The sequence below is a fragment of the Paenibacillus sp. CFBP13512 genome, assembly GCF_005233705.1.
GTDB classification, from domain to species: domain Bacteria; phylum Bacillota; class Bacilli; order Paenibacillales; family Paenibacillaceae; genus Saccharibacillus; species Saccharibacillus nuruki.
Genome location: NZ_QGAD01000001.1, coordinates 247876 through 271212 on the forward strand (window position 1 = coordinate 247876; position 23337 = coordinate 271212).

The following is a 23337-nucleotide window of genomic DNA, read 5'->3' on the forward strand; positions in this document are numbered from 1 at the left end:
TGCTACACAGTTCTATTTCTTTATGATCTCTCTATTATAACTAAAAAAGTGCTGACAGTATACTTTTAGACACTATGTAATTAAAAAGTGCGTACTTACGGAAATAGCACCTTTTGATTTATACTAGCAATACGTCGATGATGGCTATCCACTTTGTGTGGAATAATGATCTGATCATTAGGAGTCATCATTGAACGATAGGTAGAACGAACGCAACATACAACTAGGAGGAATTATATATTATGGAACTTCAATTAGCGTTAGACTTGGTTAACATCCCTGAAGGTATTGCTCTTGTAAAAGAAGTAGCACCTTTTATTGATATCGTAGAAATTGGTACACCGATCGTAATTAACGAAGGTCTTCATGCAGTTAAAGCTATGAAAGAAGCTTTCCCTCACTTGAAAGTATTAGCTGACCTTAAAATTATGGATGCAGGCGGTTATGAAGTAATGAAAGCTTCTGAAGCTGGTGCAGACATCGTAACTGTTCTAGGCGCAAGTAATGACCTTACAATCAAAGGTTGTGTAGACGAAGCTAAAAAACAAGGTAGCAAAGTATTGGTTGATATGATCAATGTTAAAGATATCGCAACTCGTGCTAAAGAATTAGACGCACTAGGTGTAGACTATATCTGTGTACACACAGGTTATGACGGTCAAGCAGCAGGTCAAAATCCGTTTGAAGACTTAGCTACAATCAAAAGTGTAGTTAAAAACTCTAAAACTGCTATCGCTGGTGGTATCAAATTAGAAACATTGCCAGAAGCAATCAAAGCTAACCCTGATCTAATCATCGTGGGTGGCGGAATTACAGGTCAAGACGATAAAGCTGGCGTAGCTTCTAAAATCCGCGACTTGATCACTCAAGGGTAATACGATGAGTAACCAAGCAGGAATCTCCAAACATTTCGACCGTATTATTCAAGAATTAGAACGTACACTTGCGGCTATTCCTGAAGTCGAAGCAGAAGCACTGGTACAACAGATTTTGTCAGCACGCCAAGTCTTTGTAGCTGGTGCAGGACGCTCCGGTCTTATGGCAAAAGCATTAGCTATGCGCTTAATGCAATTGGGACTGAAAGCTTATGTGGTTGGTGAGACGGTTACTCCGCGTGCTGGAAAAGGTGATCTGCTGATTATCGCTTCCGGTTCAGGAGAAACACAAGGTCTCGTGTTGATGGCTGAAAAAGCGCAACAAGCTGAAGTAACGATTGCCGCAGTGACGATTTTTCCTGAATCAACGATCGGTCAGAAATCTGCATTAACGGTCAAATTGCCTGGTTCTCCTAAAGATCCTGCTGATCATAATCAATATGAGACGGTTCAACCGATGGGTTCATTGTTTGAACAGACTGTATTATTATTTTTCGATGGATTAATGCTTCGCTTAATGGAGCATCGTGGTGGCGACTCCGCGGCCATGTTTACCAATCATGCTAATTTAGAATAGAACGATGTAGATACTCTTTATTTGATATCTTTAATCCACAGAAGGATTCCCCTCCTTTTGTGGATTTTTTGTGTGCGATGGGACAAGACAGACTATTTAGGTTACACTATTAAAGTAACGTAGTATTGAAAAGTTACAATGATCATACTTTAATCCTACACAGAGGTGACTATATATGTTGAAATTAGGCGTACTGGATCAATCCCATATTAACGAAGGCGAAGATGCCAAAGATGCTCTAGCCAACACATTAAAATTAGCGCAAGAAGCAGATCGTTTAGGCTTTTCAAGATTCTGGATGTCAGAACATCATGCGTCTCCAAGTCTGGCTCACTCAAGCCCTGAAGTATTAATCGCTCATGTAGCCGCACTGACTTCACGGATTCGTGTTGGCTCAGGTGGTATTATGCTTCCTCACTATAGTGCTTACAAAGTAGCTGAAAATTTCCGTCTACTCGAAGCTTTATACCCTAATCGTATTGATCTAGGTGTAGGTCGTGCTCCTGGAGGTATGCCTTTAGCTACACGTGCTCTTCAAGAAGGCAAATTCCCTTCTATGCATGCATCAGATCGTTATCCTCAACAGATTGTCGATTTGATTGCTTATCTGAATGATGCTTTGCCAGCAGATCATCGTTTTCCTGGATTGATTGCTGAACCAAGTATTGAGACTGCTCCTGAATTATGGTTACTCGGTTCTAGTGGCGGAACAGCTGATCTAGCGGCGATGACAGGTGCTTCTTATGCGTTTGCTCAGTTTTTTGGAACAGTAGGTGGAGAAGATGCTGTAGCTCATTACAAAGAAAGCTTCAAACCATCACTCATGTCTTCTACACCCAAGTCATTAGCAGCAATCACGGTGTCCTGTGCAGAGACAGAAGAAGAAGCAGAATATCATATGCGTAGTAATGATCTCTATTTCTTGATGTTGCGTGAAAATCGTCCGATGCCTTATCTCCCTTCTGCCAAAACAGCAGCAGAATATCCGTATACCAATTCTGAAATCGCACATATTCAAGATACTCGTCGTTTTCGTGTAGTGGGTACACCTGATCAAGTAAAAGAAAAAATGCTTCAGTTTGCCAAAGATTTTCAGACTGACGAATTGCTCGTCGTATCTGCTATCCACAATACGGAAGCTCGATTAAAATCATATCGTTTACTAGCAGAAGCGTTTGAACTACAAGCTTAAGTCTTTTTGACGATCTAATAGATTACAACTTAAGATGATAAAGGGAGCGATGTATGATCGCTCCCCTTTTCTTTGACTTTTATGACGTAGATTGAATTGGCTTATCCCTACATCTATATGATTAGCCCTTAGTTACACGTGTAAGACAATGCGCAGGAATAGGACCAGACAACCAGACTTCATGACCTGCAAAATAAAACGTTACACCTTCTGCAATTGCTTGAACCGTATCTACTTGTAAAAGCACTAATGATCCTCTACGCTTCCCTGCTAATTCTGCAAAATGTGTACTGGCTGATAAATGGACATACTGACGATTCATAGGCAAAAGACCTTGCTGCTCTATTGCTGTTACTGCTTGTTCATGAGTGCCATGATATAGGATCGCTGGTGGTGTTCCTTGTTCGTATTGAACTTGGGTATGGCTATGCCCATATCTTGCTTTGATCCGATTATCGTTGATTTCAAAACGCTGTTTGTCTGATTGTTCAACAACCTGACGAATATCAGCTTCCGTAATATCGCTCCATCCTTTTTGCTCACGTAACACATGTACTAATTCTTCTAAAGGACAAGAACCATCACGAGCATCAAGTACAATGCCGTATTGCTCAGGGGTATGTCGCAAAATCAAACTCATATATTTACTTAATTGCACCTCTTGTTTGGCTGTTAACATTAGAAAGCTCCTTTAAGTTGGATTTGGGTACATCTATACTCACTTTGAATTTTAAATGTTACTATGTACATACAGAAAATATAGAGAAAAAATAGCACATTTCAGAAAATAGGAGAGAATGTATGCAACCATCTGTTACGCAAGAACAAGTTTCACCGCAAAATGATCGTTTCCCGGCAGCACTATTCTGTCTCACTGCTGGTGCTTTTGCGATCGGCATGACTGAATTTGTGATCATGGGTTTACTGCCTAATGTAGCCAGTGATCTTCAAGTCACTATTCCACAAGCAGGGCAACTCATTACCAGCTATGCGCTTGGAGTGGCTGTCGGCGCTCCTGTACTGACGGTATTAACGCATCGCATTCCGCAGAAACAATTGCTCTGTCTGCTTATGATTATTTTTATACTGGGTAATGCACTTGCTGTCATCGCTCCAAACTATAGTCTGTTAATGGCTTCGCGTCTAGTTACTGCATTAGCACACGGTACTTTTCTGGGAGCAAGTTCATTGATAGCTGCACGATTGGTACGACCGGAAAAACGAGCCAGTGCCGTCTCGATGGTTCTCGCTGGACTTACCATCGCTAATATTATCGGCGTTCCTTTCGGTACCTTTATCGGACAATATTTAGGCTGGCGTGCTTCTTTCGGTGCGATAACGATTATGGGAATGATTTCGCTAGTCGGTATCTTTTTCCTCATTCCAAAGATCGAGCAATCAGGGCCTTCTAGCCTTGCCAAAGAATTCCGTAGTCTGATCAATCCGCAAGTTCTGCTTATTTTATTCACTGGTGCTTTTGGCTGTGGAAGTATGTTTACTGTATTTACCTACATTACGCCTCTACTCACCGATGTGAGCGGATTCCAAGAACATAGTGTCACATGGATTCTAGTGATGTTTGGTGTAGGTGTAACATTAGGTAATATTATAGGCGGTAAGCTAGCCGATTGGAAGTTAATGCCTTCATTGATCGTAACATTTACCATTCTAGTGATCTTGCTGGTTATTCTATCTACTGTTCTTCACAATCAGATCTTAACGCTTCTATTCGTATTTCTCTGGGGTGCAGCGGCCTTTGGTATCATGCCAGGTATTCAGATTCGTATTATGAATCTAGCCCATGAAGCGCCAAGACTTGCAGCCACTTCCAGTCACTCTGCATTGAATTTGGGGAATGCAGGTGGTGCTTTTCTCGGTGGCGTTGTTATTACCCATCTCGGCTTACCTTACGTTCCACTGATTGGTGGCGCTGTTGCTGTAGTCGGTATTTTAGGATCTATCCTTAGTTATTATTTGGTTGAAAAAAGAGCACTTGTCAAATAAAATAGCAAAAAGCCGTTCAATGATCGTTAAGATCTACTGAACGGCTTTTATTTATACTTTGATGCTCTTATTATTGATTTGTAGTGACTGTGGAGTAGATGCTATAGGTTTTACAGCTGCTTTACTCACAGATACAGCTAATGTGGAAGTGCGCTTAATCGGTAGTACATAACGTATTTGCCAAGATGTTGTCATTGTCCATGTGATCACTTTACCAGCAATCCATACTGCAAGAACAGTATACATTGTTTCTTTAAGCGGTAAATAGAACAAACAGATCAATAACACAATCGCATCACTTGCAAAAAATACGTTACCGATCTTCCAGCCACTCCAATCACTGATTAATTTGGACAACACATCATCGCCTCCGGTCGCCCCACCATATCGTAGAACGATTCCTGCTCCTAGACCGGTTAACAACCCAGATAAGACTGCGGCTGCTAGCAGGTTACCGTGCAGGTCCACCACAAACAACGATAATTGCTCAAATAATGAGTAAAATAGTGAAAACGATAGTGCTCCAATCAGTGTAAATAACATGAATCTGCGACCTTTCAACCACCATGCAAGTAATATCACTGGAATATCCAACAACAAGGCTGTCCAAGCTGGTGACCATCCAAATGCATATTTACCTAATAGGGCTAAGCCGACAAATCCGCCTTCTGACAATTGATTCTGAACATTAATGTGATAATAAGCAAACGCTAAAATCAAAGTTCCAAGCAGTATTATGGCAATCTGCCTTAATACTGTTTTATCCATTTGTTTTCTCCTCATACAAGCTCCCTCTATTTCTCGTAAGTTTGATCGATATCGACCGACTCCTACGTGAGGCAAACTTGGAGGACTTTGTCCTTCGCATACATGATTCCCTCTTCCGTTAGAGTTGGTCTATAGTGACTTGTTCTCTACGGAAGAGCTAAGTATAAGAGAGATCATAACGTTTCCAAACCGTCCTTTGGGGAAGTATCCTTCGGGGACCCATGGTATCCTGATCCTTTCGTTAATAGATTCTAAAGCTAAATTTATTATACCACAAGAAGCTTAATGCTAAACAGCTTGCTTGTGTAAAAGATTTTCTAAGATTGTATATTCCATGTAAAAAAAGCCTACACATTAAAAAGATGTAGGCTTTAAAGATATTTATTTTTTGATCGTTGATTTGTGATCATTTGCTAGTTTCTTTTTACCATTCATCAAAATAAATTTGCGTTCCCACAGTCGTTCAGCACGCATAGCGACTTTGAACCATTTGAGAGAAGCACAACGTTTCTGTGCAGAGACTGCCAATCCCCAATGAATTACTCTTGTTAAAATAGGAGATACTTTGTTCATATCACGCAATGGCTCTAATGTATCATGGAATAGACGCTTAGGTACATCAATCGGTGCTTTACCCTGACAGCAGAAATACAGTGTAGCCGCCAAACTATAAATATCTGATACCGGTCCTTGTACCGAGCGACCTGAATAAAATTCAATCGGTGAATATCCTGCTGTCGTCAGAATCGTATGCGTTCGTTCTTGATAACGCACAGCCGAACCAAAATCAAGCAACTTGGTCTGTCCATCTTCTCCAATCAGAATATTACTTGGTCTCACATCACGATGAATATAACCAAGACTATGTATGTATTCCAATGCCCGAATAACAGGAACCAGTCGTTCTACTAGAAAATCATTGGTTACTTCTGTAGGATGTTCTTCCATAAATTGATCCAATGTGATGCCTTTGCAATATTCAGTGACAAGGTAAGCTGTACCATTTTCTTCAAAATATTGTACATAGCGAATAATACCTTGATGATTGATCTGACTCAATATTTCAGCTTCAGAACGAAACGTTTCCAACATTTCTCTATATTTAGAACCCAGACCAGGTTCATGACAATCAATATGCCGACGATCCTTTTTACGTTGTACCAATGCACTTGGAAAAAATTCTTTGATTACATGAAGTGTACCCTGTTCTATATGTCTGGCTACATAGACGATAGATAATTCACTAACCGATAATGTCCGGCGAATCTGATATGTATTCGCAAGTGTATGGTTTCGGGCAAGGGCCGGATTGACTATTATTTTATTCATTCTACACCCCTTCGCACCTTCCCACAGCATAGCGGTTCCCCATGTATATTACGCCCTGCCGGTGAAGAATATGGATAACAGTCATTGATTATGGCTGTCTACACAAATATTTTAGCATGAAACTTGACAATTGTGAGCAATTTCTCTGACAAATTTCATTAATTTCAGCAAATGTTCTGCTTTTTTCTTAATATCGCAGAACATTTGCTGTTTTTCCCACTACTTTTCGGATTTATTTATAGTATCTCCCATTTCATGAAGGTTATCAACGTTACTCGATAATACTTCAATTGAGCTACGACTCATGCGTATTAAGCACGTTCTGAGATCCAATCGCTTTCTCGCATAATCCGTAAAGCACTCTCAGCTATTTCGGCTACTCTGGAATCAGGATCATGTGTAGCAGTATAGACTAACATATCCTCAAACTCTCGCCAGCCGATAAAACTTGTAGCAAATACGGCGGATTGACGTACACGTACATCGGGATCACGAAGATATAATTGGAAAATGTCTAACACTTCAGATGAAGCTTCATCATACGAAGCAATACCCAAACGACAAATCGCATCGATTCGATCATCAACATGTTGATCATGTAGACAACGATATTGAATATCTTTGCTTGAATACACCATACCACTTTGATATAAATGATATGCTAATTGCTGATGATCTGGGCCTGATAATAATAAATAAGGAATACTGGTCGATTGATCATTAATAAGATGTACCAAAGTCGACTGATCATCCATAACAAATGTGAAATATTCAGACGTCTGTTGCTCCTTTGTTTTCTGTGTTCCTTCTAAAGTAGATAAACATTGCAATTTTGATAGCGCTTCCAATATATCAAAAAAACGTAACTTAGGTTTCGTGCACAAACGAATATCATTCATACGAATACCTCCTCCTTTAATCTTGGGATAGAGTTAGTCTTACTTAAGTTATAACGATATATGGATATAAACGAATCATTATAGTAAAAATTGTAAGAAAAAGTAATCATACAAGTTACATATTGAGGCGAAATAATATTTAAAATCAAAAAAATCGGTATGATTGTTCGACGGTTACTTAACACCTATAGAAAAAGCGTCTCTTAGTGGATAAGAGGCGCTTTTAGATTTTAAAATGAGTGATCAATATGACATGTATGATTATTTGTATTTCCATAATCATATCTACATCTTACAAGTACAATAGAGTATGCCTATTAACTACGTGCTGTATGCGGTTTGGCACTCCATTTTTTCTCGTCTGCGGTTTGTTTTTCTTCGGTTGCGCCAGCAACTGGAGGTTTGATCCACAGTGCAATCAAGAAGGATACGATACATAACATGCCGATAACGATAAAGGTTGGTTTGAATCCACCCATCCATGCTGCGATAAATGAACCTGCTAATGCACCAATACCAAATCCTTGATAGACAATACCATAGTTTTTGCTGTGATTTTTGAGTCCAAAGAAATCACTCACAATCGCAGGGAATACGGTAATATTACCACCGAAGCAGAATGCAATCGCTGCAACAGCTGCGAAGAAGATACTGTATGTTAATGGGATAAAGCTTAGAACCGCAACTGCTGCTGCTGTCACCATAAATGTACCGCAGATCACTTTCATGCGTCCTACTTTATCAGACAATGCTCCCAAAATAATACGTCCTGCTGTATTGAAAATAGCGATCATAGCAACCGCATTAGCTGCTGTAGCCAAATCCAAACCTGCTAATTGAACACCGATATCTTTGACAATTCCGATTAAGTACAATCCACTCATACATGCGGTAAAGAACATAATAAACAGTAAGTATACTTGTTTGGTTTTGAGCATTTCTTTAACTGTATAATCATGAACAACTACTGTTGCTGTTGGTTTGATAGAAGATGGTTGGCTATCACCTACGCGTTGTTGTGCTGCTTTTGCTTGTGGAGCTGGTGCCCCGGATACATTTGCTTCACGAATAAAGCGTGAACCAATAACGATCATTAGTAGCACAATAATGCCCCAGTACAAGAATGTTGCTGATACACCTACAGAACCGATAAAAGCACCATTGATATATTTGAAAATGAGACTTCCTGTTCCATATGCTCCTACAGATATTCCGGAGATTAACCCTTTACGTTCCGGGAACCATTTGATCAAGTTAGATAGCGATGTAATATACGCTGTACCATCTGCAAATCCAACAATCACCCCTGCTAACATATACAATAAAGGTAATGAAGAGACTTGCGAACTAAGCATTAAGCCTACACCGAGTACAATACCCGCGATACCAATCAGACGACGGATACCCCATTTTTCTTGTAATTTTCCTGCAAATAAAGTGGAAAAAGCTAAAGCAAAACTGGTAATCGAAAACGTAATCGCTACTGAACTGAGACCCCAACCGAATTTATCAACAAGAGGCTGGTTAAAAAGACTCCATGTATAAATCGTCCCCAGACCCATTTGTACAATAATTGTACCGAGTGCAATCAACCAACGATTGACTGGAGGTTTAGTGGTTTGTAATTGAGCTGTACTGGCTTGATTGGATACGTTTTTCATGATCGATGTTCCTTTCCGTAAGGACCGCAAATTGTAGTGTTATATGGTTCGGAGAATTCTCTGTTTCCTATGACCAAATTATAACCCTACCTTTGATGTAACATTCCCAAAAAGGAATGAAATGCAGTATATACGGAATGAAATGCCTTTAGATACTCATGATCTGCCTGAACTCTTTGACCTTACTTCGGCTCACGGGAACTTCATAATCCAAATCATGTAAACGCAGTAAATAAGTGTTATTAAACCACGGCACAATTTCACGGATTTTGGTGATATTGACGATATACGAACGATGACAACGGAAGAAGTATTCCTCTGGTAATGTATTTTGAAATTCTGAAATACTTGAAGTGACTGTATATTCAGCTCGCTTGGTAAATACATTCGTTACTTTCTCGCTGGCAGATGCATAATACACATCATCTACAGGAATCACCTGAATTTTATCATTTTTCCATAAGCTAATCTTACCTTGCAACACATGTGCATGATGAGGAACATGTGTTGTACTGGCTGTTGTTGATTGACCTAATGTAGACTGATCTGCATTAGAATGAGTCTCTTCAGCATGTTGCTCTGTTGATTCTTTTTCAGAAGACGGATTAGATAGAGTCTGCGAACCTTGATCACGTTCATACGTATTTTCTAATTTGCGTAACATTGATGTCATACGAGACTCACTATAGGGCTTCAAAATATAATCAAACGCTTCGATTTCAAACGCTTCTGCGGCATGTTCTTTGTACGCTGTAATAAAAATAATATAAGGTTTACGTGAAAATTTACTGATCGTATGCGCTAAGAATACACCGTCTAACGAAGGAATATTAATATCAAGAAAAATAGCATCTACTTCATGATCTTGTACATATTTTAAAACATCCATTCCATCGTCAAAGCTACCTACAATCTCAATCTGACTATGTGTACGGATATAATATTCTAATTCTTGTCTCGCCAGAAATTCGTCTTCCACTACGATTGCTTTCATGACATCTCCTTTTTCACTTTAAACTGGATACGTGTGCCTCGTTCAAGACGCTCTATCTGTAATCCTTCACCATAGATCAATTTGACCCGTTGATGCACATTTGAAAGCCCGATTCGATTTTCAGGCATTTTACCATTATAGACATTCGTAATAATATCTTGATCGATTCCTGCTCCTGTATCTTCTACACTGATGAGTACTTGATCGCCATGATCTTTAACCGACAATGTTACTGTACCGGAACCTTTACCTTTCAAAATGCCATGTACTATCGCATTCTCCACTAATGGCTGAATAATAAGACTGGGGATTTTCACTTCTACTTCTTCATCCACATCATAGATCACTGTCAATTTATTACCAAATCGTGCTTTTTCAATCTCAACATAATTCACAACCTGACCGAGTTCTTTATTAATATCGATCAATTGGTCACTCCATTCCAGACTATGACGAAGATAACCGGATAGATTGATAATCATTTCACGGGCATAGTTAGGATCGATACGGATGGACGATGCTATCGCATTGAGAGCGTTAAATAGAAAATGAGGATTGATACTGGTCTGTAATGCTTTAATTTCAGCTTTGTTTGCCATTTCTTTCATCTGCTCAATCCGAGACACTTCCATCAATGTAGAAATGATCTGAGAAAGACCTACTGCTAATGTTTGTAAAGAATATGTTATTTTATGCGCTTTACGGTAATAAATCTTGAGTGCACCTGTAACGATCCCTTTTTCAGTCAAAGGAATAATAATTAACGATTGAATATTAGGCACTTTGCCTTCCATATCGTTATTGCTAATCATAATCTCACCGCTACGAATCGTCTGCTTGGTCGCATCAGTAATAATCTCATGCCCGATATTGTAGTGATCTTCGCCAAGTCCTACATAAGCTAAAATGAGCTTGGTATCTGTAATCGCTACAGCATCCGCTTGAATATCTTCTTTAATAATACCGCATATTTTGCGCAATGATTCGCTATTAATGGATCTGAAATAAGGAAGTGTTTTATTGGCAATATCCAGTGCTAACTTTGCTTGCCTTGCAGCGATATTTTCCTTTTCCCCTTCGACTCCTTGTACAAATAGAACGATTAGACCTACACTCACCTGACCTAGAATCATCGGCAAGGCAATAATAGATACGATTTCTCGACCTAGTTGAGCCGGTTCTGCCATCACTAGAATTAAAAACATGGTTAATGCTTCACAAAACATGCCTGCTGCTATACCAGCAATCCAGCGTCGATTACGCTTTACTTTTTGATGAATATATCCTGAGACAATTCCTGCGGTAATACTGGTAATCAGACAAGGTATTGAAGTAACACCATCTATATCAATCAAATAGCGATGAAGTCCTGAGACGACACCAGTGACGATTCCGACCGGCCAACCAAATAATATACCTCCAGCCATTACAGCTATAATTCGTACATTGACCAGTGAACCTTCTACATTTATACCTGTATACGTACCAAATACAGCAAATCCACTAAAAATAATCGAAATAATTAGCAAATCTTTTTTGAATAATATATCTTTCTGAAAAATCTGTCTAAAATGCGATAACCTCGTCAAAAAGTATAAACAAATCAGTAACAATGCTGCACGTTCAAACAGCTGTAACAGGATAATTAACGTTACATTATTATTAAGCATGTATGCCTCCACTATAAAGTTAAAAAGGATATAAGATATACTTTTTTATTCTTTCGTTTTCGTTTAGATTCTGGTTATGATTATGGTTGAACTACATTCTTTTTATTTTACACTATTTTGCTTCTTTTGATTGTGACACCTTTCAAAATAAACCCAATCGCTCTGTAGATCACAGAATGATTGGGTTTATCTTCAAATATTTAATATAGGCCTTTAACCAAGTACTACACGATCATCTGCCATTTTAGTCCCGCTGATTTGCTCAAATTCAGACATCAATCGTTCGATCGTTAGATCTTTTTTCCGTTCTTCATCAATATCCAAAATAATTTTGCCTTTATCCATCATAATTAGACGATTACCAAGACGTATCGCTTGCTCCATATTATGTGTAACCATCAATGTCGTTAGATTCATATCACGTACAATTTCTTTGGTCAGTGATGTAATCAAGTCGGCACGTGCAGGATCAAGGGCAGCGGTATGTTCATCCAGTAATAGTATCTGTGGGCGAGTAAATGTTGCCATTAGTAGACTCAAAGCTTGGCGTTCTCCACCTGATAACATCCCCACTTTGGCACGTAGCCGATTTTCCAATCCAATCCCAAGACGTGATAACTCTTGTTTGAAAAGATTACGTCTTGCTGTTGTCACGCCAAATGAAAAGCCACGATTTTTACCACGACGATACGCCATCGCTAGATTTTCTTCAATCGACATATGAGGAGCTGTTCCAGCCATTGGATCTTGAAAAACACGTCCGATCCAGCGACTACGCTGATATTCTGCTAGATGTCCTACCGATTGCCCTTCGATATTAACCAGACCTGTATCAGGTTTTATTACCCCGGAAATAATATTCATAAGTGTTGATTTGCCTGCACCATTACTACCGATCACAGTCACAAAATCGCCCGGCTTCAAATGAAGCTGAATACCGATCAAAGCAATTTTTTCATCGACAGTACCCGGATTGAACAATTTAGATACATTTTCGATATGCAACATTACTGTTCACCTCCGGTTGGTTTGGAATAGGGCGCTGTCTGGATATTGCTTAATAGTTCAGCAGAGCGCTTTTTGGCTAATCCTTTTTGTTTCACTTTGCTTCGAACAGCCGGGAACACAAGTGCAATAATAACTATAACCGCTGTAATTAATTTGAGATCAGATGCTTCAAACCATTCGATTCGTAGAGCAGCTGTGACCACAATCCGATACACAATCGAACCTAAAATAACAGCCAATGTAGCTCTAAATACCGTTTTGGCACCGAAAATCGCTTCTCCTATAATGACCGAAGCTAGTCCGATCACAATCATCCCAATACCTGATGTCGCATCTGCAAAAGTCGATGTCTGAGCAACAAAGGCACCTGATAAAGCCACCAGCCCGTTGGAAAGACTTACTCCAATAATGGTTGTTGTATCGGTATTAGCGCCTAGACTGCGAATCATTTGCTTATTATCGCCTGTTGCTCGCAGCGCCAATCCCATATCTGTACGCAAAAAGGCATCTAGCAACAATTTACATGCAATCACAATAATCAGCATCAATGTGATTGGAGAAATATGATCAAATACCATATCGCTACCAAAAATAGACACGTTCGGACTACCTAAAATGCGCAAATTAATCGAATACAATGCAATCATCATCAGAATACCAGACAATAGTCCATTAATTTTACCTTTTGTATGAAGTAATCCTGTACAAGCTCCTGCTACAAGTCCGCCTGCAAAAGCTCCTAGACAAGCTAACCACGGCGAAAAACCATGAACAATCATCACTGCTGCAATCGCACTGCCTGTGGTAAAGCTTCCATCCACCGTCAAATCAGGGAAATCCAAAATACGAAACGTAATATATACACCTAATGCGAGCAGAGCATACAACAAACCTAGTTGTATCGATCCTTCGCCTATTTTCAAAAATAACTCCATACTCTAGCCCGCCCTTTCTTCATGTTGCTTCGTTGCTGATCGCTGGTGCTGACACGGATAGGATCAAGCCTACGGTAGCAAAATGGGATGAACTCAAAAGAAGCTCACCCCACTCTGTGTGATCCTATTTCACTTTTAGCTATAGTGCTCGCTACTATACTATTATTGAATCAAATTGTTCTCAGGATCTTTGACTTTGGCTTTCATTTCATCAGTCACTTTAATACCTTGTGCTTCAGCTGCTTTCAGATTCAAAATCAAATCTAGCTTTTCTTGCATAGCTACAGGTAGATCACCTACATTTTTGCCATTTTTCAATACGTCTACAGCCATTTGACCGACTTGATAACCATGATCATAATATTTGAAGCCTACTGTAGCAAAAGCTCCTTTTTCAACGGTATCGCGATCACTAGAGAAGAAAGGCATTTTGTTCTCATTGGCTAATTGAATAACAGTATCTACTGCACTCACTACCGAGTTATCCAGTGTAATATAAAAGGCATCTGCACGACCAACTAATGATTGTGCAGCTTGCTGAACTTCAGAAGTATTGGTAACTGCTGCTTTGATCATCGTAATTCCGTGCTTTTTGAAAGCTTCTTCTGCACGTTGTGCCATAATTACAGCATTAGGTTCACCTTCATTAATCACTAATCCAATCGTTTTGATATCAGGTAATTCTGTACCGATAAAATCAGCTAATTCTGTGATTGCTTCTGGATTCGTATCCGATGCTCCTGATACATTTCCACCCGGCTTTTGTAGATCGCTAACGATCTTGGCACTTAATGGATCTGTTACTGCCGCAAATAAAACAGGTGAATCTTTAACCTGACTGACAACAGCTTGCGCTGAAGGGGTAGCAATCGCTAACACGAGATCATTATCACTTTGAGATAATGTCTGTGCAATCGATAAGTTATTGGTGGAATCGCCCTGTGCATTTTTATAATCGACTGTTAAATTCTGACCTTCTACCATGCCCGCATCTTTAAGTGCTGCTAAAAACCCTTCACGAGTCTCATCCAAAGAAGGATGCTCGACAATCTGCGAAATGCCGATTTTGTAGGATTTACTATCTGTACTGCCTGCCTCTCCTGAAGAAGCACCTTCACTTCCACTGTTACTACACCCTACTGCGGTTAAGATCATTAGCACCATACTTAGAAGTAAAATCCATTTCTGCTTCATATTCATTTGTCTGTAACCCCTCTCGTCTCTAGTCTCAAGCTGTATATGTTCAGTAAACTGAACTGCATCATTCAAACTACAATGCCGTTTGAATGCGTTGCAACTTTACTTAGTAAAAGTCTCAGTATAAAAAAGGGTAGAGTCCTTATACTTTACATTCTATGAAATATTCTTAGCGTATTTTAATTTACTTTTAAGAGTATTCTCATCTACAGCAAGTATGCTAAGTGGATATCCTCAACGTAAAGTATCAAGTTAGAAAGGTGGAGAGAGCCTGATGGATATCAAAAAAATAATGGCGACCAGTTCAATGGCAATGGCGCTAGCTGTAAGTGGAACCTTACTGATTATTCCACAAGCTCATGCAGCGACAATCAGCAAAACCATTCCTAGCCGACTGGAACGTACGATAGCGACTCCATTATCCGTTAATCAGACTCCAAGGCGTGATATGCACCAACTTATGCAAAGAGAACGTATACCCTCTGCTTCCCATACTATATTAACAACAAGAAATCTATTATCTATTGATACGATAGCAAATACAGGCCATTTATTTGATGAAATATCCAGTTTACTCGGTATGAACAGTTTGGAATTAAAACAGTATTTACAAGATGGAGATACAATTGCTCAAATCGCTGAGCATCAAGGTATGGAAGAAACGAAAATTACCGATTTGTTGATCAATAACATAAGCATCATCTGGCAGCAACAATTAGCTGCTGGTCAAATTACACAAACACAATATGAACAATATAAGGTAGAGGCAAAAGATCAAGCACAGAGGATTATTAACAGTGCTATGTAAGAATATATTTGATATCGAAAATGTATATTAAATCTATATTAAAGCTCTATCCTATACACCGTCAATCTATAATTAGAGATATCTTTGTAAAAAATAATATTTACTGCTGAGATATCGATTTGTACATGTTAATCATATGTATTTTATAACGTATAACAAAAAAAGGAGAATACGATCATCGTATTCTCCTTTTTCATATCCAGTTTGAGTCTATTGCGTTTAATCCATTAACTCGCCTTGAAATACTTGCTGTCGTTCCAGATAATCCCGCAAAGCAGCGTATTCGGGTGAAGTCCAGAAAAATTCGTTGCTTACTAATTTAACAGCATCTACACGAGCAATTTCTAATACTTCATAATCGCTCATCATATCCGCTACTTTAAATTCAGGCAATCCACTTTGCTTGGTACCAAAAAATTCACCGGGTCCCCGAATTTCTAGATCACGACGAGAAACTTCAAATCCATCTTCGGTTTCAGTCATAGCACGCATCCGCTCTTGTCCATTTTCAGACTTCGGATCAGCAATCAAAATACAAAACGATGCATGTTCACCCCGACCAACCCGTCCTCTTAACTGATGAAGTTGAGATAAGCCGAAGCGATCAGCATCCATAATAATCATCAGTGTGGCATTAGGTACATCTACTCCAACTTCAACAACCGTTGTTGAGACTAACAATTGAATATCGTTACTGTAAAAGTGGCGCATCGTTTCTTCTTTTTCTGCTGCACTCATACGTCCATGTAATAATCCTACTTTGTAATTAGGAAAATCTTGATCCATTTGTATATACAGATCAATCGCATTCTGTACATCCAATTTGTCGGATTCTTCTATAAGTGGACAGATGAGATAGGCTTGTCGTCCTTGGTCAATTTCACGCGCAATAAACCCTTTGACACGATCCATCATATTATGTTTCACCCAATACGTGCTGATCGGTTTGCGACCTTTAGGACGTTCTGCAATCGTCGACACATCCATATCTCCAAAGGCGGTAATAGCTAGTGTACGTGGAATAGGTGTAGCTGTCATCGTGAGCACATCAGGATCGAACCCTTTGCGTCTTAAAATACTACGCTGATTGACACCAAAGCGATGCTGCTCATCAGTGACCACTACGCCCAGACTGCGGAAATACACTTCATCTTGAATCAAAGCATGGGTACCTACCAGAATATCTATCATTCCCATTTGCAAAGAAGCCAGTAGATCCTTCCGCTTGCGCCCTGTGACACTACTGGTTAACATCCCGACTGTAATATCAAAAGGCTCAAACATTCGCTGGAGCGAGCGCATATGCTGTTCTGCTAGAATCTCGGTCGGTACCATCAGTGCGCCTTGATGCCCTGAACGCACAGTTGCAAATAAAGCGATCGCAGCGATTACTGTTTTACCAGAACCTACATCTCCTTGAAGCAAACGATTCATACTATAAGGCTCACGCATATCTTTGAGAATTTCCAATTCCACTTGCTTCTGCGCATTCGTTAATTCAAATGGCAAGCTACGAACAAATTCACGAATCGTCGCATTATCTGTGGTATGGACAATTCCGCTATTACGCTTACGATTAATATTGCGATACGCTTGTAATTTTAATTGGAACAGAAATAACTCTTCATAGACCATGCGGCGACGTGCTTGCTTACCTTCTTCAATATCACCAGGTTGATGCAAATGGCGAATCGCTTGCTTGCGTGATACCAGCTTATACCGACGCATAATCTCTTGTGGCAAAATCTCAGGAATCATTTCACCGTATTGGTCGAGCGCTTTACCAATCGTTTTGCGCATCCAACCTTGCGTGATATTACCCCCGACCGAATAGACAGGTTGCAGACTACCACTACGTTGTGTTCCTTTATCAGGAAATTCAGAATCAAGCACTGTCATTTGTGAGCGGCGTTGATCCCATTTGCCAGTCAGTATAATTTCACGACCGGAAGTTAATTGTTCTTTGAGATAATGACGGTTAAACCATGTCGCTGTAACCATCCAATCGTCGACCATCATTTTACAGGTCAGACGTGACTTTTTACCATAACGTTGTAGTACAGGTAGACCTACTATTTTGGCTTGAACGGTTATTTTTTCGCCATCTTTGACTTCTATTAATGATCGTAAACGATAATCTTCATACCGGAATGGAAAATATTCCAGTAAATCAAGGATCGTATAGACGCCAAAGGCGTGAAGCTCTCCTTCTTTGAGAGCACTCACGCCGTTCACTTGCCGAACTGTAATCTGTTCCAGACTGATATTCATGTTCATCCCTCGTTTATGGCTGATCCGGCCACGCGAAGATCCCTAATGTGCGCGCTCCTGTATGACTTCCCACTACAGATCCGATGTCTGGCAATACCAGTTCACCAATCTCATAATGTTCTTTGAACAGCGCTAACAGTGGCTCGGTAGACTGTGGATCAGCTGTATGTCCCAAAGCTAGGTTAATTTTATCAACTTTTAATTCTTGACGCATCATTTCAACGATACGTGCCATTGCTTTTTTCTGACCTCTTACTTTTTCAACCGCATAGATTTGTCCTTGTTCGTCGATTGATAAGATTGGTTTCACATTAAGCAAGGTTCCGAGAACAGCCGATGCTCGTCCAATCCGTCCACCTTTACGCAGATTTTCCAGATCATCTACAATAAAGTATAGCGAACGACTTTTCAAAATATGTTCAATACCTTCTACAATCTCATCTACTGTTTTGCCTTGTTCCGCAAGTCTTGCAGCGTGGACCACAGCCATACCAAAACCGTATGATGCTGATTTGGAGTCCAATATTGTTATATGATCATCTTGATCGATCATTGATTTCCCAATAAGTGCAGATTGATACGTCCCGCTAAGTCCAGAAGACAAATGAAGCGAAATAATGGAAGCCTCTGGATACTGCGTATGAATCGATTCATACATTTCTGCAAATTTGGCAGGGGAAGGCTGTGATGTAGTTGGTAATACTGATACAGACACCAGACGACGGTAAAACTCGGTCGCCTTAATATCTACACCATCTTGAAACGTTTCTTCACCGAAAAATAAACTTAACGGGATAATCCGTATACCATACTGTTCTGCTAGAGCAGCCGGAATATCTGCTGTACTATCAGTCACGATTATCGTATGTGCCATCGTTTCTCCCTCCTATCGTTCCTATTTTCAAGATTCTACCGAGAATAAGTAATGGTAAACGGGTTGACCACCTTCATGCATCTCAATCTCTGCATCCGGATATGTCTCTTCTAACCAGCCCATAAGTGCACTGGTGTCTTGATCATCTGCATCGTGCCCTACTAACACAGTCACTACTTCTTGTCCTTCTTCGATCATTTTGGACAGTAGTTGTTGACAGGTGGTTAGCATGAGATCACTAGCGGCTACAATTTTGGAATTATGAATTCCGATATATTGTCCTTCTTTAATATTCATATCTTCAATAACAGTATCACGTACAGCATTAGTCACTTGACCGGACTTCACATGTTGCAGTGCTTCATTCATATTGCTCTGATTGACACTGACATCTTCATCTTCTTGAAAAGCAAATGCCGCAGCAATCCCTTGTGGAATACTTTTACTTGGAATAACTGTGATGTGATGTGTTTCTTCTAATAAGTCTTTGGCTTGTTGAGCTGCCAGTACAATATTAGAGTTATTTGGCAAAATAAAGATATGGTCAGCTGACATACTTTCTACAGCTTTGACGAAATCTTCTGTACTCGGATTCATCGTTTGCCCGCCGGATAGAATCGCATCTACACCTAGACTTTTGAAAATATCAGAAATACCATCTCCTGATGATACCGCGATAAATCCATAAGCTGCCACTTCTTCTGCTGGAGGTGTAGCTGTTTCCTGAGCAGTCAGTGGTTGTGGTGGCATTTCAGCAAATACGTCTGGTGATGGCGCAATATCTAGTCCTGCTGATAATAGATCACGATGTTGCTCACGCATATTCAAAATATGAATCTGTGTAATCTCACCATAACGTAATGCCAGGTTCAATACTTCACCGGGTGCTTTGGAATGGACATGTACTTTGACCACTTCATCATCGGCAATAACAATAATTGAATCTCCATTCTTAGAAAGTTCCTGACGGAAAGATTCTTCATTAAAAGCAGCATTTTTGATATCACCGATCTGACGATTGATAAAAAACTCCATATCGTACAAGAACTCGATATCTTCGGTCTCCATACGAGATTGAGCAGAATGATCAGGAGTAGTGGTCGCTAATCCTTTAGCTTTATCCAAAGCTACGCTAGAACCTTGTACCGGAACACTTTCTCCAATATTCGCATAGATATCCGCTTGCTCTTGATTCACTTCATAACCATGTTGTAAGTAGTTATAGAAGCCTTCATAAATATAGACTAATCCTTGTCCACCTGAATCCACTACGCCTACTTGCTTGAGGATCGGTAACATTTCTTGAGTCTGTGCCAATGTTTCTTGAGCACGCTTGAGCACTTCGCCCATCAACTCGGTAATATCGGTCGTGCGACGTGAATAATAGAGTGCATGTTTGGCAGCTTCTTTGGCAACCGTTAAGATGGTTCCTTCTACCGGTTTCACGACTGCTTTATACGCTGATTCCACTCCACTTTGAAGAGCTGCTGCAAATTGATTCGCATTTAATTCTTCATATGAAGCCGCAGAACGACTGAATCCACGGAATAATTGAGATAAAATAACACCTGAATTACCACGTGCTCCCATCAATAACCCTTTAGATAATACGGTTGCAGTTGATCCAATAGCAGCCGAGTGATTACGCTTTAGTTCTGTAACGCCCGCAGTCATCGTCAAATTCATATTAGTGCCTGTGTCTCCATCAGGTACCGGAAACACATTGAGGGAATTGACGTGCTCTGCATGTTGTTGCAATCGCTCCGCTCCAGCCAGTACCATAGCGGTAAAATCAGTCCCATTTAAAAAACGCTTACTCAATGAAAATTCCCCTTCCTCATCATACCTATACATCCTGCCGGATCATATTTCGGTCAGGATATTCATTTTTAGTTGTAGTTAAGATTGTTGAAAAGCCATATTTGTATTTCATAAGGACTATAACAGACTATTCTCTATCAATGCCACTCTATCCATTACCACCATACCTACAAATTAGAACCTTGTCCTTGTACCAAGTACCAAAAATAGGCGAGAAGGTATAAAGAATAGACGATTTCTTATAAACGATCCAGAAATCATCAAGTCAGTTACCTTTAAGATCCAACAAAAAGATATACGTCGGACTATTTTACATTGTACTATAACCTACCATAGAAATAAATAAAGTATTTGACACTGTTGACTATAGTCAAATCGTTATGCTAATATGGTAGAAGTGTTGTTTTCATGCAGTTTTTTTGGAAATAGGAGGTGTAACTATGGCTCGCAAATGTTATGTAACAGGTAAAAAACCTGGTAGTGGTAATACTGTTTCTCACGCTAATAACCGCAATCGTCGTACTTGGGGCGTGAACGTTCAAAAAGTTCGCATCTTGGTAGACGGTAAACCAAAACGCGTATATGTCAGCACCCGTGCTTTGAAATCCGGTAAAGTGACTCGCGTATAATTTACGGCTAATACATTTGTATTATATGTAATGATGAAAAGCATCTCTAGCGATAGGGATGTTTTTTTGATTTCATTTTTAAATTATGGCTCAAACATTCCAAATATACATATACACCTATATAAAAAACCAGTAACTATTATCGTACTGATAACGTTACTGGTTTTTTTATGATATATATGCAATCACTACAAGATCATGAGTTGGTTAGTTCAAGCTATCTCGAATACTTTGGATCGCTTTAGCACGATCAGGAGCTCCAAAGATAGCACTTCCTGCTACTAACACATCTGCACCTGCATCCACGACCAATTTGGCAGTTGTTGCGGAGATGCCTCCATCGACTTCGATATGAAAAGCCGTATGACCTTTCGCGTTAGCCCAATCACGTAATTGTTTTACTTTATCGACCATACGTGGGATAAACGCTTGTCCACCAAAACCCGGGTTAACGGTCATCACAAGTACCATATCCAAATCATCCAATACTTCTTCAATCGCAGAGATCGGAGTTGCAGGATTCAAAGCGACCCCTACTTTCACACCATGCTCTTTGATCAAATGAATAACACGATGTAAATGTACACATGCTTCTGCATGCACAGTAATCATATGTGCGCCTGCTTTAACAAAATCAGCAATATAATTTTCTGGATTTTCGATCATTAGATGCACATCTACAAACAATCCTGTATGCGGAGCCACCGCCTGTAATACAGGAGCACCGAATGTAATATTAGGTACAAAATGACCATCCATTACATCAACATGTAACCAATCTGCTCCACTACGTTCGATTTCTGCGATTTCTGCACCTAATTTGGCAAAATCAGCAGACAAGATCGAAGGCGCAATTTTGATAGGGTTCATCGTTCAATACCTCCGTTTTTCATCTTTCATTTCTTGATAAAATAATTGATAGTGCTTATAGCGACTTTCTGCGATTTCACCTTTAGCTAATGCTTCGGTTACTTTACAGCCCGGCTCGTGTAAATGAGTACATCCACGGAACTTACAACCGTCTGAGTATTCATTGAACTCACGGAAACATGATCCCAAGTCTTCTAAATCTACACCAAGCTGTGTAAAGTTCATCTGACTGAATCCCGGAGTATCGGCTACATAACCACCGCCATCAAGCTCTATCAGCTCGACATGGCGTGTCGTATGCCGTCCACGTCCAAGTCGCATACTGATCTCGCTAGTATTGATTGTACTTCCAGGAATAATAGCATTCAGTAAAGAAGATTTACCCACACCTGATTGTCCTGCAAACATACTAATTCGATTCGATAATTCTGCACGAATCGATGCTGTACCTAAACCGTCTTCCGCACTGGTCAAAATGACTTTATAACCAATTTGTTCATACAGTAGACGTGCTTGCTCCACTTCAGCTAATGTTTGAGTATCGTCTGGATCGATCAAGTCCATTTTGCTAAAACAAATCAATGGTTCTAGATTCGCATCTTCCACATGAACCAGAAATTTATCTAATAAATGTAGACTCAAATCCGGTTCTTTCACTGAAAACAGAAGAACAGCTTGTTCAATATTGGCCACAGGTGGACGAATCAACTCTGTTTTTCGAGGTAATAATTCTTCCACTGTACCTTCTCCATTTTCAGTTAACGAATACAACACTTGATCGCCGACTAAAGGCGCAATCCCTTTTTTCTTAAGAATACCGCGTCCACGACACTGAACTGTTTTCCGGTGATCCCCGCCCGAGGCTATATCATCGACTTGTTGTTGTACATAATAGTAGCCGCTTAAAGCTTTGACGATTAAGCCCTGTAGCATGTGATTACGTCCCCTCATGGAT

21 protein-coding genes are annotated in these 23337 nt (G+C 39.9%); 6 read left to right on the forward strand and 15 right to left on the reverse strand.

Annotation, left to right across the window (positions count from 1 at the left end; translation table 11 throughout):
• Positions 1 to 242: 242 nt before the first annotated feature.
• From hxlA to PaeCFBP13512_RS01160, 3 genes are all read left to right on the forward strand, one after another.
• Positions 243 to 875: a 3-hexulose-6-phosphate synthase gene (gene hxlA, locus PaeCFBP13512_RS01150; protein WP_069329062.1), complete on the forward strand. Its 633-nt coding sequence runs from the start codon at positions 243 to 245 to the stop codon at positions 873 to 875.
• A gap of 4 nt (positions 876 to 879) precedes the next feature.
• Entirely contained in the window at positions 880 to 1452 is a 573-nt protein-coding gene (hxlB, locus tag PaeCFBP13512_RS01155) for a 6-phospho-3-hexuloisomerase (RefSeq protein ID WP_137220694.1), read from the forward strand.
• Between the two features lie 175 nt (positions 1453 to 1627).
• Positions 1628 to 2644, forward strand: a complete 1017-nt coding sequence (locus tag PaeCFBP13512_RS01160; RefSeq protein ID WP_069329060.1) for an LLM class flavin-dependent oxidoreductase — start codon at positions 1628 to 1630, stop codon at positions 2642 to 2644.
• 121 nt (positions 2645 to 2765) lie between these two features.
• Here PaeCFBP13512_RS01160 and PaeCFBP13512_RS01165 read toward each other — a convergent pair whose 3' ends face one another.
• Complete coding sequence (locus PaeCFBP13512_RS01165; protein WP_137220695.1) at positions 2766 to 3323, reverse strand: RNA 2'-phosphotransferase; 558 nt, start codon at positions 3321 to 3323, stop codon at positions 2766 to 2768.
• 122 nt (positions 3324 to 3445) lie between these two features.
• Here PaeCFBP13512_RS01165 and PaeCFBP13512_RS01170 point away from each other — a divergent pair, with 122 nt between their 5' ends.
• Complete coding sequence (locus PaeCFBP13512_RS01170; protein ID WP_069329058.1) at positions 3446 to 4648, forward strand: MFS transporter; 1203 nt, start codon at positions 3446 to 3448, stop codon at positions 4646 to 4648.
• 51 nt (positions 4649 to 4699) lie between these two features.
• Here PaeCFBP13512_RS01170 and PaeCFBP13512_RS01175 read toward each other — a convergent pair whose 3' ends face one another.
• From PaeCFBP13512_RS01175 to PaeCFBP13512_RS01215, 9 genes are all read right to left on the reverse strand, one after another.
• The gene (locus tag PaeCFBP13512_RS01175) at positions 4700 to 5431 is read right to left on the reverse strand and encodes a YitT family protein (RefSeq protein ID WP_069329057.1); all 732 of its coding nucleotides are present in this window, start codon (positions 5429 to 5431) and stop codon (positions 4700 to 4702) included.
• A gap of 366 nt (positions 5432 to 5797) precedes the next feature.
• Positions 5798 to 6745 (reverse strand): serine/threonine protein kinase, encoded by a 948-nt coding sequence (locus PaeCFBP13512_RS01180; protein WP_069329056.1) that lies wholly within the window; start codon positions 6743 to 6745, stop codon positions 5798 to 5800.
• 311 nt (positions 6746 to 7056) lie between these two features.
• Positions 7057 to 7644, reverse strand: a complete 588-nt coding sequence (locus PaeCFBP13512_RS01185) for a HEAT repeat domain-containing protein (protein WP_137220696.1) — start codon at positions 7642 to 7644, stop codon at positions 7057 to 7059.
• A gap of 317 nt (positions 7645 to 7961) precedes the next feature.
• On the reverse strand, positions 7962 to 9305 hold the full coding sequence (locus PaeCFBP13512_RS01190; protein ID WP_137220697.1) for an L-lactate MFS transporter: 1344 nt from the start codon (positions 9303 to 9305) through the stop codon (positions 7962 to 7964).
• A 148-nt stretch (positions 9306 to 9453) separates the two neighbouring features.
• Entirely contained in the window at positions 9454 to 10299 is an 846-nt protein-coding gene (locus PaeCFBP13512_RS01195; protein ID WP_137220698.1) for a LytR/AlgR family response regulator transcription factor, read from the reverse strand.
• A complete protein-coding gene (locus PaeCFBP13512_RS01200) occupies positions 10296 to 11969 on the reverse strand; it encodes a sensor histidine kinase (protein WP_175425217.1) in 1674 nt (557 codons plus the stop codon). Before PaeCFBP13512_RS01200 ends, PaeCFBP13512_RS01195 begins: the two co-directional genes overlap by 4 nt.
• Positions 11970 to 12182: 213 nt before the next feature.
• Entirely contained in the window at positions 12183 to 12977 is a 795-nt protein-coding gene (locus PaeCFBP13512_RS01205) for an ABC transporter ATP-binding protein (RefSeq protein ID WP_069329052.1), read from the reverse strand.
• Positions 12977 to 13912, reverse strand: a complete 936-nt coding sequence (locus PaeCFBP13512_RS01210; protein ID WP_137220699.1) for an ABC transporter permease — start codon at positions 13910 to 13912, stop codon at positions 12977 to 12979. The genes PaeCFBP13512_RS01205 and PaeCFBP13512_RS01210 overlap by 1 nt, the downstream gene beginning before the upstream one ends.
• Positions 13913 to 14074: 162 nt before the next feature.
• Complete coding sequence (locus PaeCFBP13512_RS01215; RefSeq protein ID WP_137220864.1) at positions 14075 to 15106, reverse strand: ABC transporter substrate-binding protein; 1032 nt, start codon at positions 15104 to 15106, stop codon at positions 14075 to 14077.
• Between the two features lie 277 nt (positions 15107 to 15383).
• Between PaeCFBP13512_RS01215 and PaeCFBP13512_RS01220 the strand changes: the two genes are divergently transcribed.
• Positions 15384 to 15917 carry a hypothetical protein gene (locus PaeCFBP13512_RS01220; RefSeq protein ID WP_137220700.1) on the forward strand — a complete coding sequence of 178 codons (534 nt, stop codon included), beginning with the start codon at positions 15384 to 15386 and terminating at the stop codon, positions 15915 to 15917.
• A gap of 219 nt (positions 15918 to 16136) precedes the next feature.
• On the opposite strand, the gene recG is transcribed toward PaeCFBP13512_RS01220, so the two are convergent.
• From recG to PaeCFBP13512_RS01235, 3 genes are read right to left on the reverse strand one after another with little or no spacing between them, the layout of a single operon-like run.
• Positions 16137 to 18188, reverse strand: coding sequence for an ATP-dependent DNA helicase RecG (gene recG, locus PaeCFBP13512_RS01225; RefSeq protein ID WP_069329049.1), 2052 nt, complete (start codon positions 18186 to 18188; stop codon positions 16137 to 16139).
• 13 nt (positions 18189 to 18201) lie between these two features.
• The gene (locus PaeCFBP13512_RS01230; protein ID WP_069329048.1) at positions 18202 to 19062 is read right to left on the reverse strand and encodes a DegV family protein; all 861 of its coding nucleotides are present in this window, start codon (positions 19060 to 19062) and stop codon (positions 18202 to 18204) included.
• Between the two features lie 27 nt (positions 19063 to 19089).
• The gene (locus tag PaeCFBP13512_RS01235) at positions 19090 to 20883 is read right to left on the reverse strand and encodes a DAK2 domain-containing protein (RefSeq protein WP_137220701.1); all 1794 of its coding nucleotides are present in this window, start codon (positions 20881 to 20883) and stop codon (positions 19090 to 19092) included.
• A 440-nt stretch (positions 20884 to 21323) separates the two neighbouring features.
• On the opposite strand from PaeCFBP13512_RS01235, the gene rpmB reads away from it, so the two are divergent.
• A complete protein-coding gene (gene rpmB / locus PaeCFBP13512_RS01240; protein WP_069329046.1) occupies positions 21324 to 21512 on the forward strand; it encodes a 50S ribosomal protein L28 in 189 nt (62 codons plus the stop codon).
• 207 nt (positions 21513 to 21719) lie between these two features.
• Here the strand turns inward: rpmB and rpe are convergent, their stop codons facing one another.
• Both rpe and rsgA read right to left on the reverse strand, forming a co-directional pair.
• A complete protein-coding gene (gene rpe, locus PaeCFBP13512_RS01245) occupies positions 21720 to 22382 on the reverse strand; it encodes a ribulose-phosphate 3-epimerase (protein WP_137220702.1) in 663 nt (220 codons plus the stop codon).
• Positions 22383 to 22385: 3 nt separating this feature from the next.
• Positions 22386 to 23315 (reverse strand): ribosome small subunit-dependent GTPase A, encoded by a 930-nt coding sequence (rsgA, locus tag PaeCFBP13512_RS01250; RefSeq protein WP_137220703.1) that lies wholly within the window; start codon positions 23313 to 23315, stop codon positions 22386 to 22388.
• Positions 23316 to 23337: the final 22 nt, after the last annotated feature.

What these genes read in the sequence shown, in the direction of transcription:
- hxlA (WP_069329062.1), top strand. Translation starts at nt 243, where the DNA reads ATGGAACTTCAATTAGCGTTAGACTTGGTTAACATCCCTGAAGGTATT.
- hxlB (WP_137220694.1), top strand. Translation starts at nt 880, where the DNA reads ATGAGTAACCAAGCAGGAATCTCCAAACATTTCGACCGTATTATTCAA.
- PaeCFBP13512_RS01160 (WP_069329060.1), top strand. Translation starts at nt 1,628, where the DNA reads ATGTTGAAATTAGGCGTACTGGATCAATCCCATATTAACGAAGGCGAA.
- PaeCFBP13512_RS01165 (WP_137220695.1), bottom strand. Translation starts at nt 3,323, where the DNA reads ATGTTAACAGCCAAACAAGAGGTGCAATTAAGTAAATATATGAGTTTG.
- PaeCFBP13512_RS01170 (WP_069329058.1), top strand. Translation starts at nt 3,446, where the DNA reads ATGCAACCATCTGTTACGCAAGAACAAGTTTCACCGCAAAATGATCGT.
- PaeCFBP13512_RS01175 (WP_069329057.1), bottom strand. Translation starts at nt 5,431, where the DNA reads ATGAGGAGAAAACAAATGGATAAAACAGTATTAAGGCAGATTGCCATA.
- PaeCFBP13512_RS01180 (WP_069329056.1), bottom strand. Translation starts at nt 6,745, where the DNA reads ATGAATAAAATAATAGTCAATCCGGCCCTTGCCCGAAACCATACACTT.
- PaeCFBP13512_RS01185 (WP_137220696.1), bottom strand. Translation starts at nt 7,644, where the DNA reads ATGAATGATATTCGTTTGTGCACGAAACCTAAGTTACGTTTTTTTGAT.
- PaeCFBP13512_RS01190 (WP_137220697.1), bottom strand. Translation starts at nt 9,305, where the DNA reads ATGAAAAACGTATCCAATCAAGCCAGTACAGCTCAATTACAAACCACT.
- PaeCFBP13512_RS01195 (WP_137220698.1), bottom strand. Translation starts at nt 10,299, where the DNA reads ATGAAAGCAATCGTAGTGGAAGACGAATTTCTGGCGAGACAAGAATTA.
- PaeCFBP13512_RS01200 (WP_175425217.1), bottom strand. Translation starts at nt 11,969, where the DNA reads ATGCTTAATAATAATGTAACGTTAATTATCCTGTTACAGCTGTTTGAA.
- PaeCFBP13512_RS01205 (WP_069329052.1), bottom strand. Translation starts at nt 12,977, where the DNA reads ATGTTGCATATCGAAAATGTATCTAAATTGTTCAATCCGGGTACTGTC.
- PaeCFBP13512_RS01210 (WP_137220699.1), bottom strand. Translation starts at nt 13,912, where the DNA reads ATGGAGTTATTTTTGAAAATAGGCGAAGGATCGATACAACTAGGTTTG.
- PaeCFBP13512_RS01215 (WP_137220864.1), bottom strand. Translation starts at nt 15,106, where the DNA reads ATGAAGCAGAAATGGATTTTACTTCTAAGTATGGTGCTAATGATCTTA.
- PaeCFBP13512_RS01220 (WP_137220700.1), top strand. Translation starts at nt 15,384, where the DNA reads ATGGATATCAAAAAAATAATGGCGACCAGTTCAATGGCAATGGCGCTA.
- recG (WP_069329049.1), bottom strand. Translation starts at nt 18,188, where the DNA reads ATGAATATCAGTCTGGAACAGATTACAGTTCGGCAAGTGAACGGCGTG.
- PaeCFBP13512_RS01230 (WP_069329048.1), bottom strand. Translation starts at nt 19,062, where the DNA reads ATGGCACATACGATAATCGTGACTGATAGTACAGCAGATATTCCGGCT.
- rpmB (WP_069329046.1), top strand. Translation starts at nt 21,324, where the DNA reads ATGGCTCGCAAATGTTATGTAACAGGTAAAAAACCTGGTAGTGGTAAT.
- rpe (WP_137220702.1), bottom strand. Translation starts at nt 22,382, where the DNA reads ATGAACCCTATCAAAATTGCGCCTTCGATCTTGTCTGCTGATTTTGCC.
- rsgA (WP_137220703.1), bottom strand. Translation starts at nt 23,315, where the DNA reads ATGCTACAGGGCTTAATCGTCAAAGCTTTAAGCGGCTACTATTATGTA.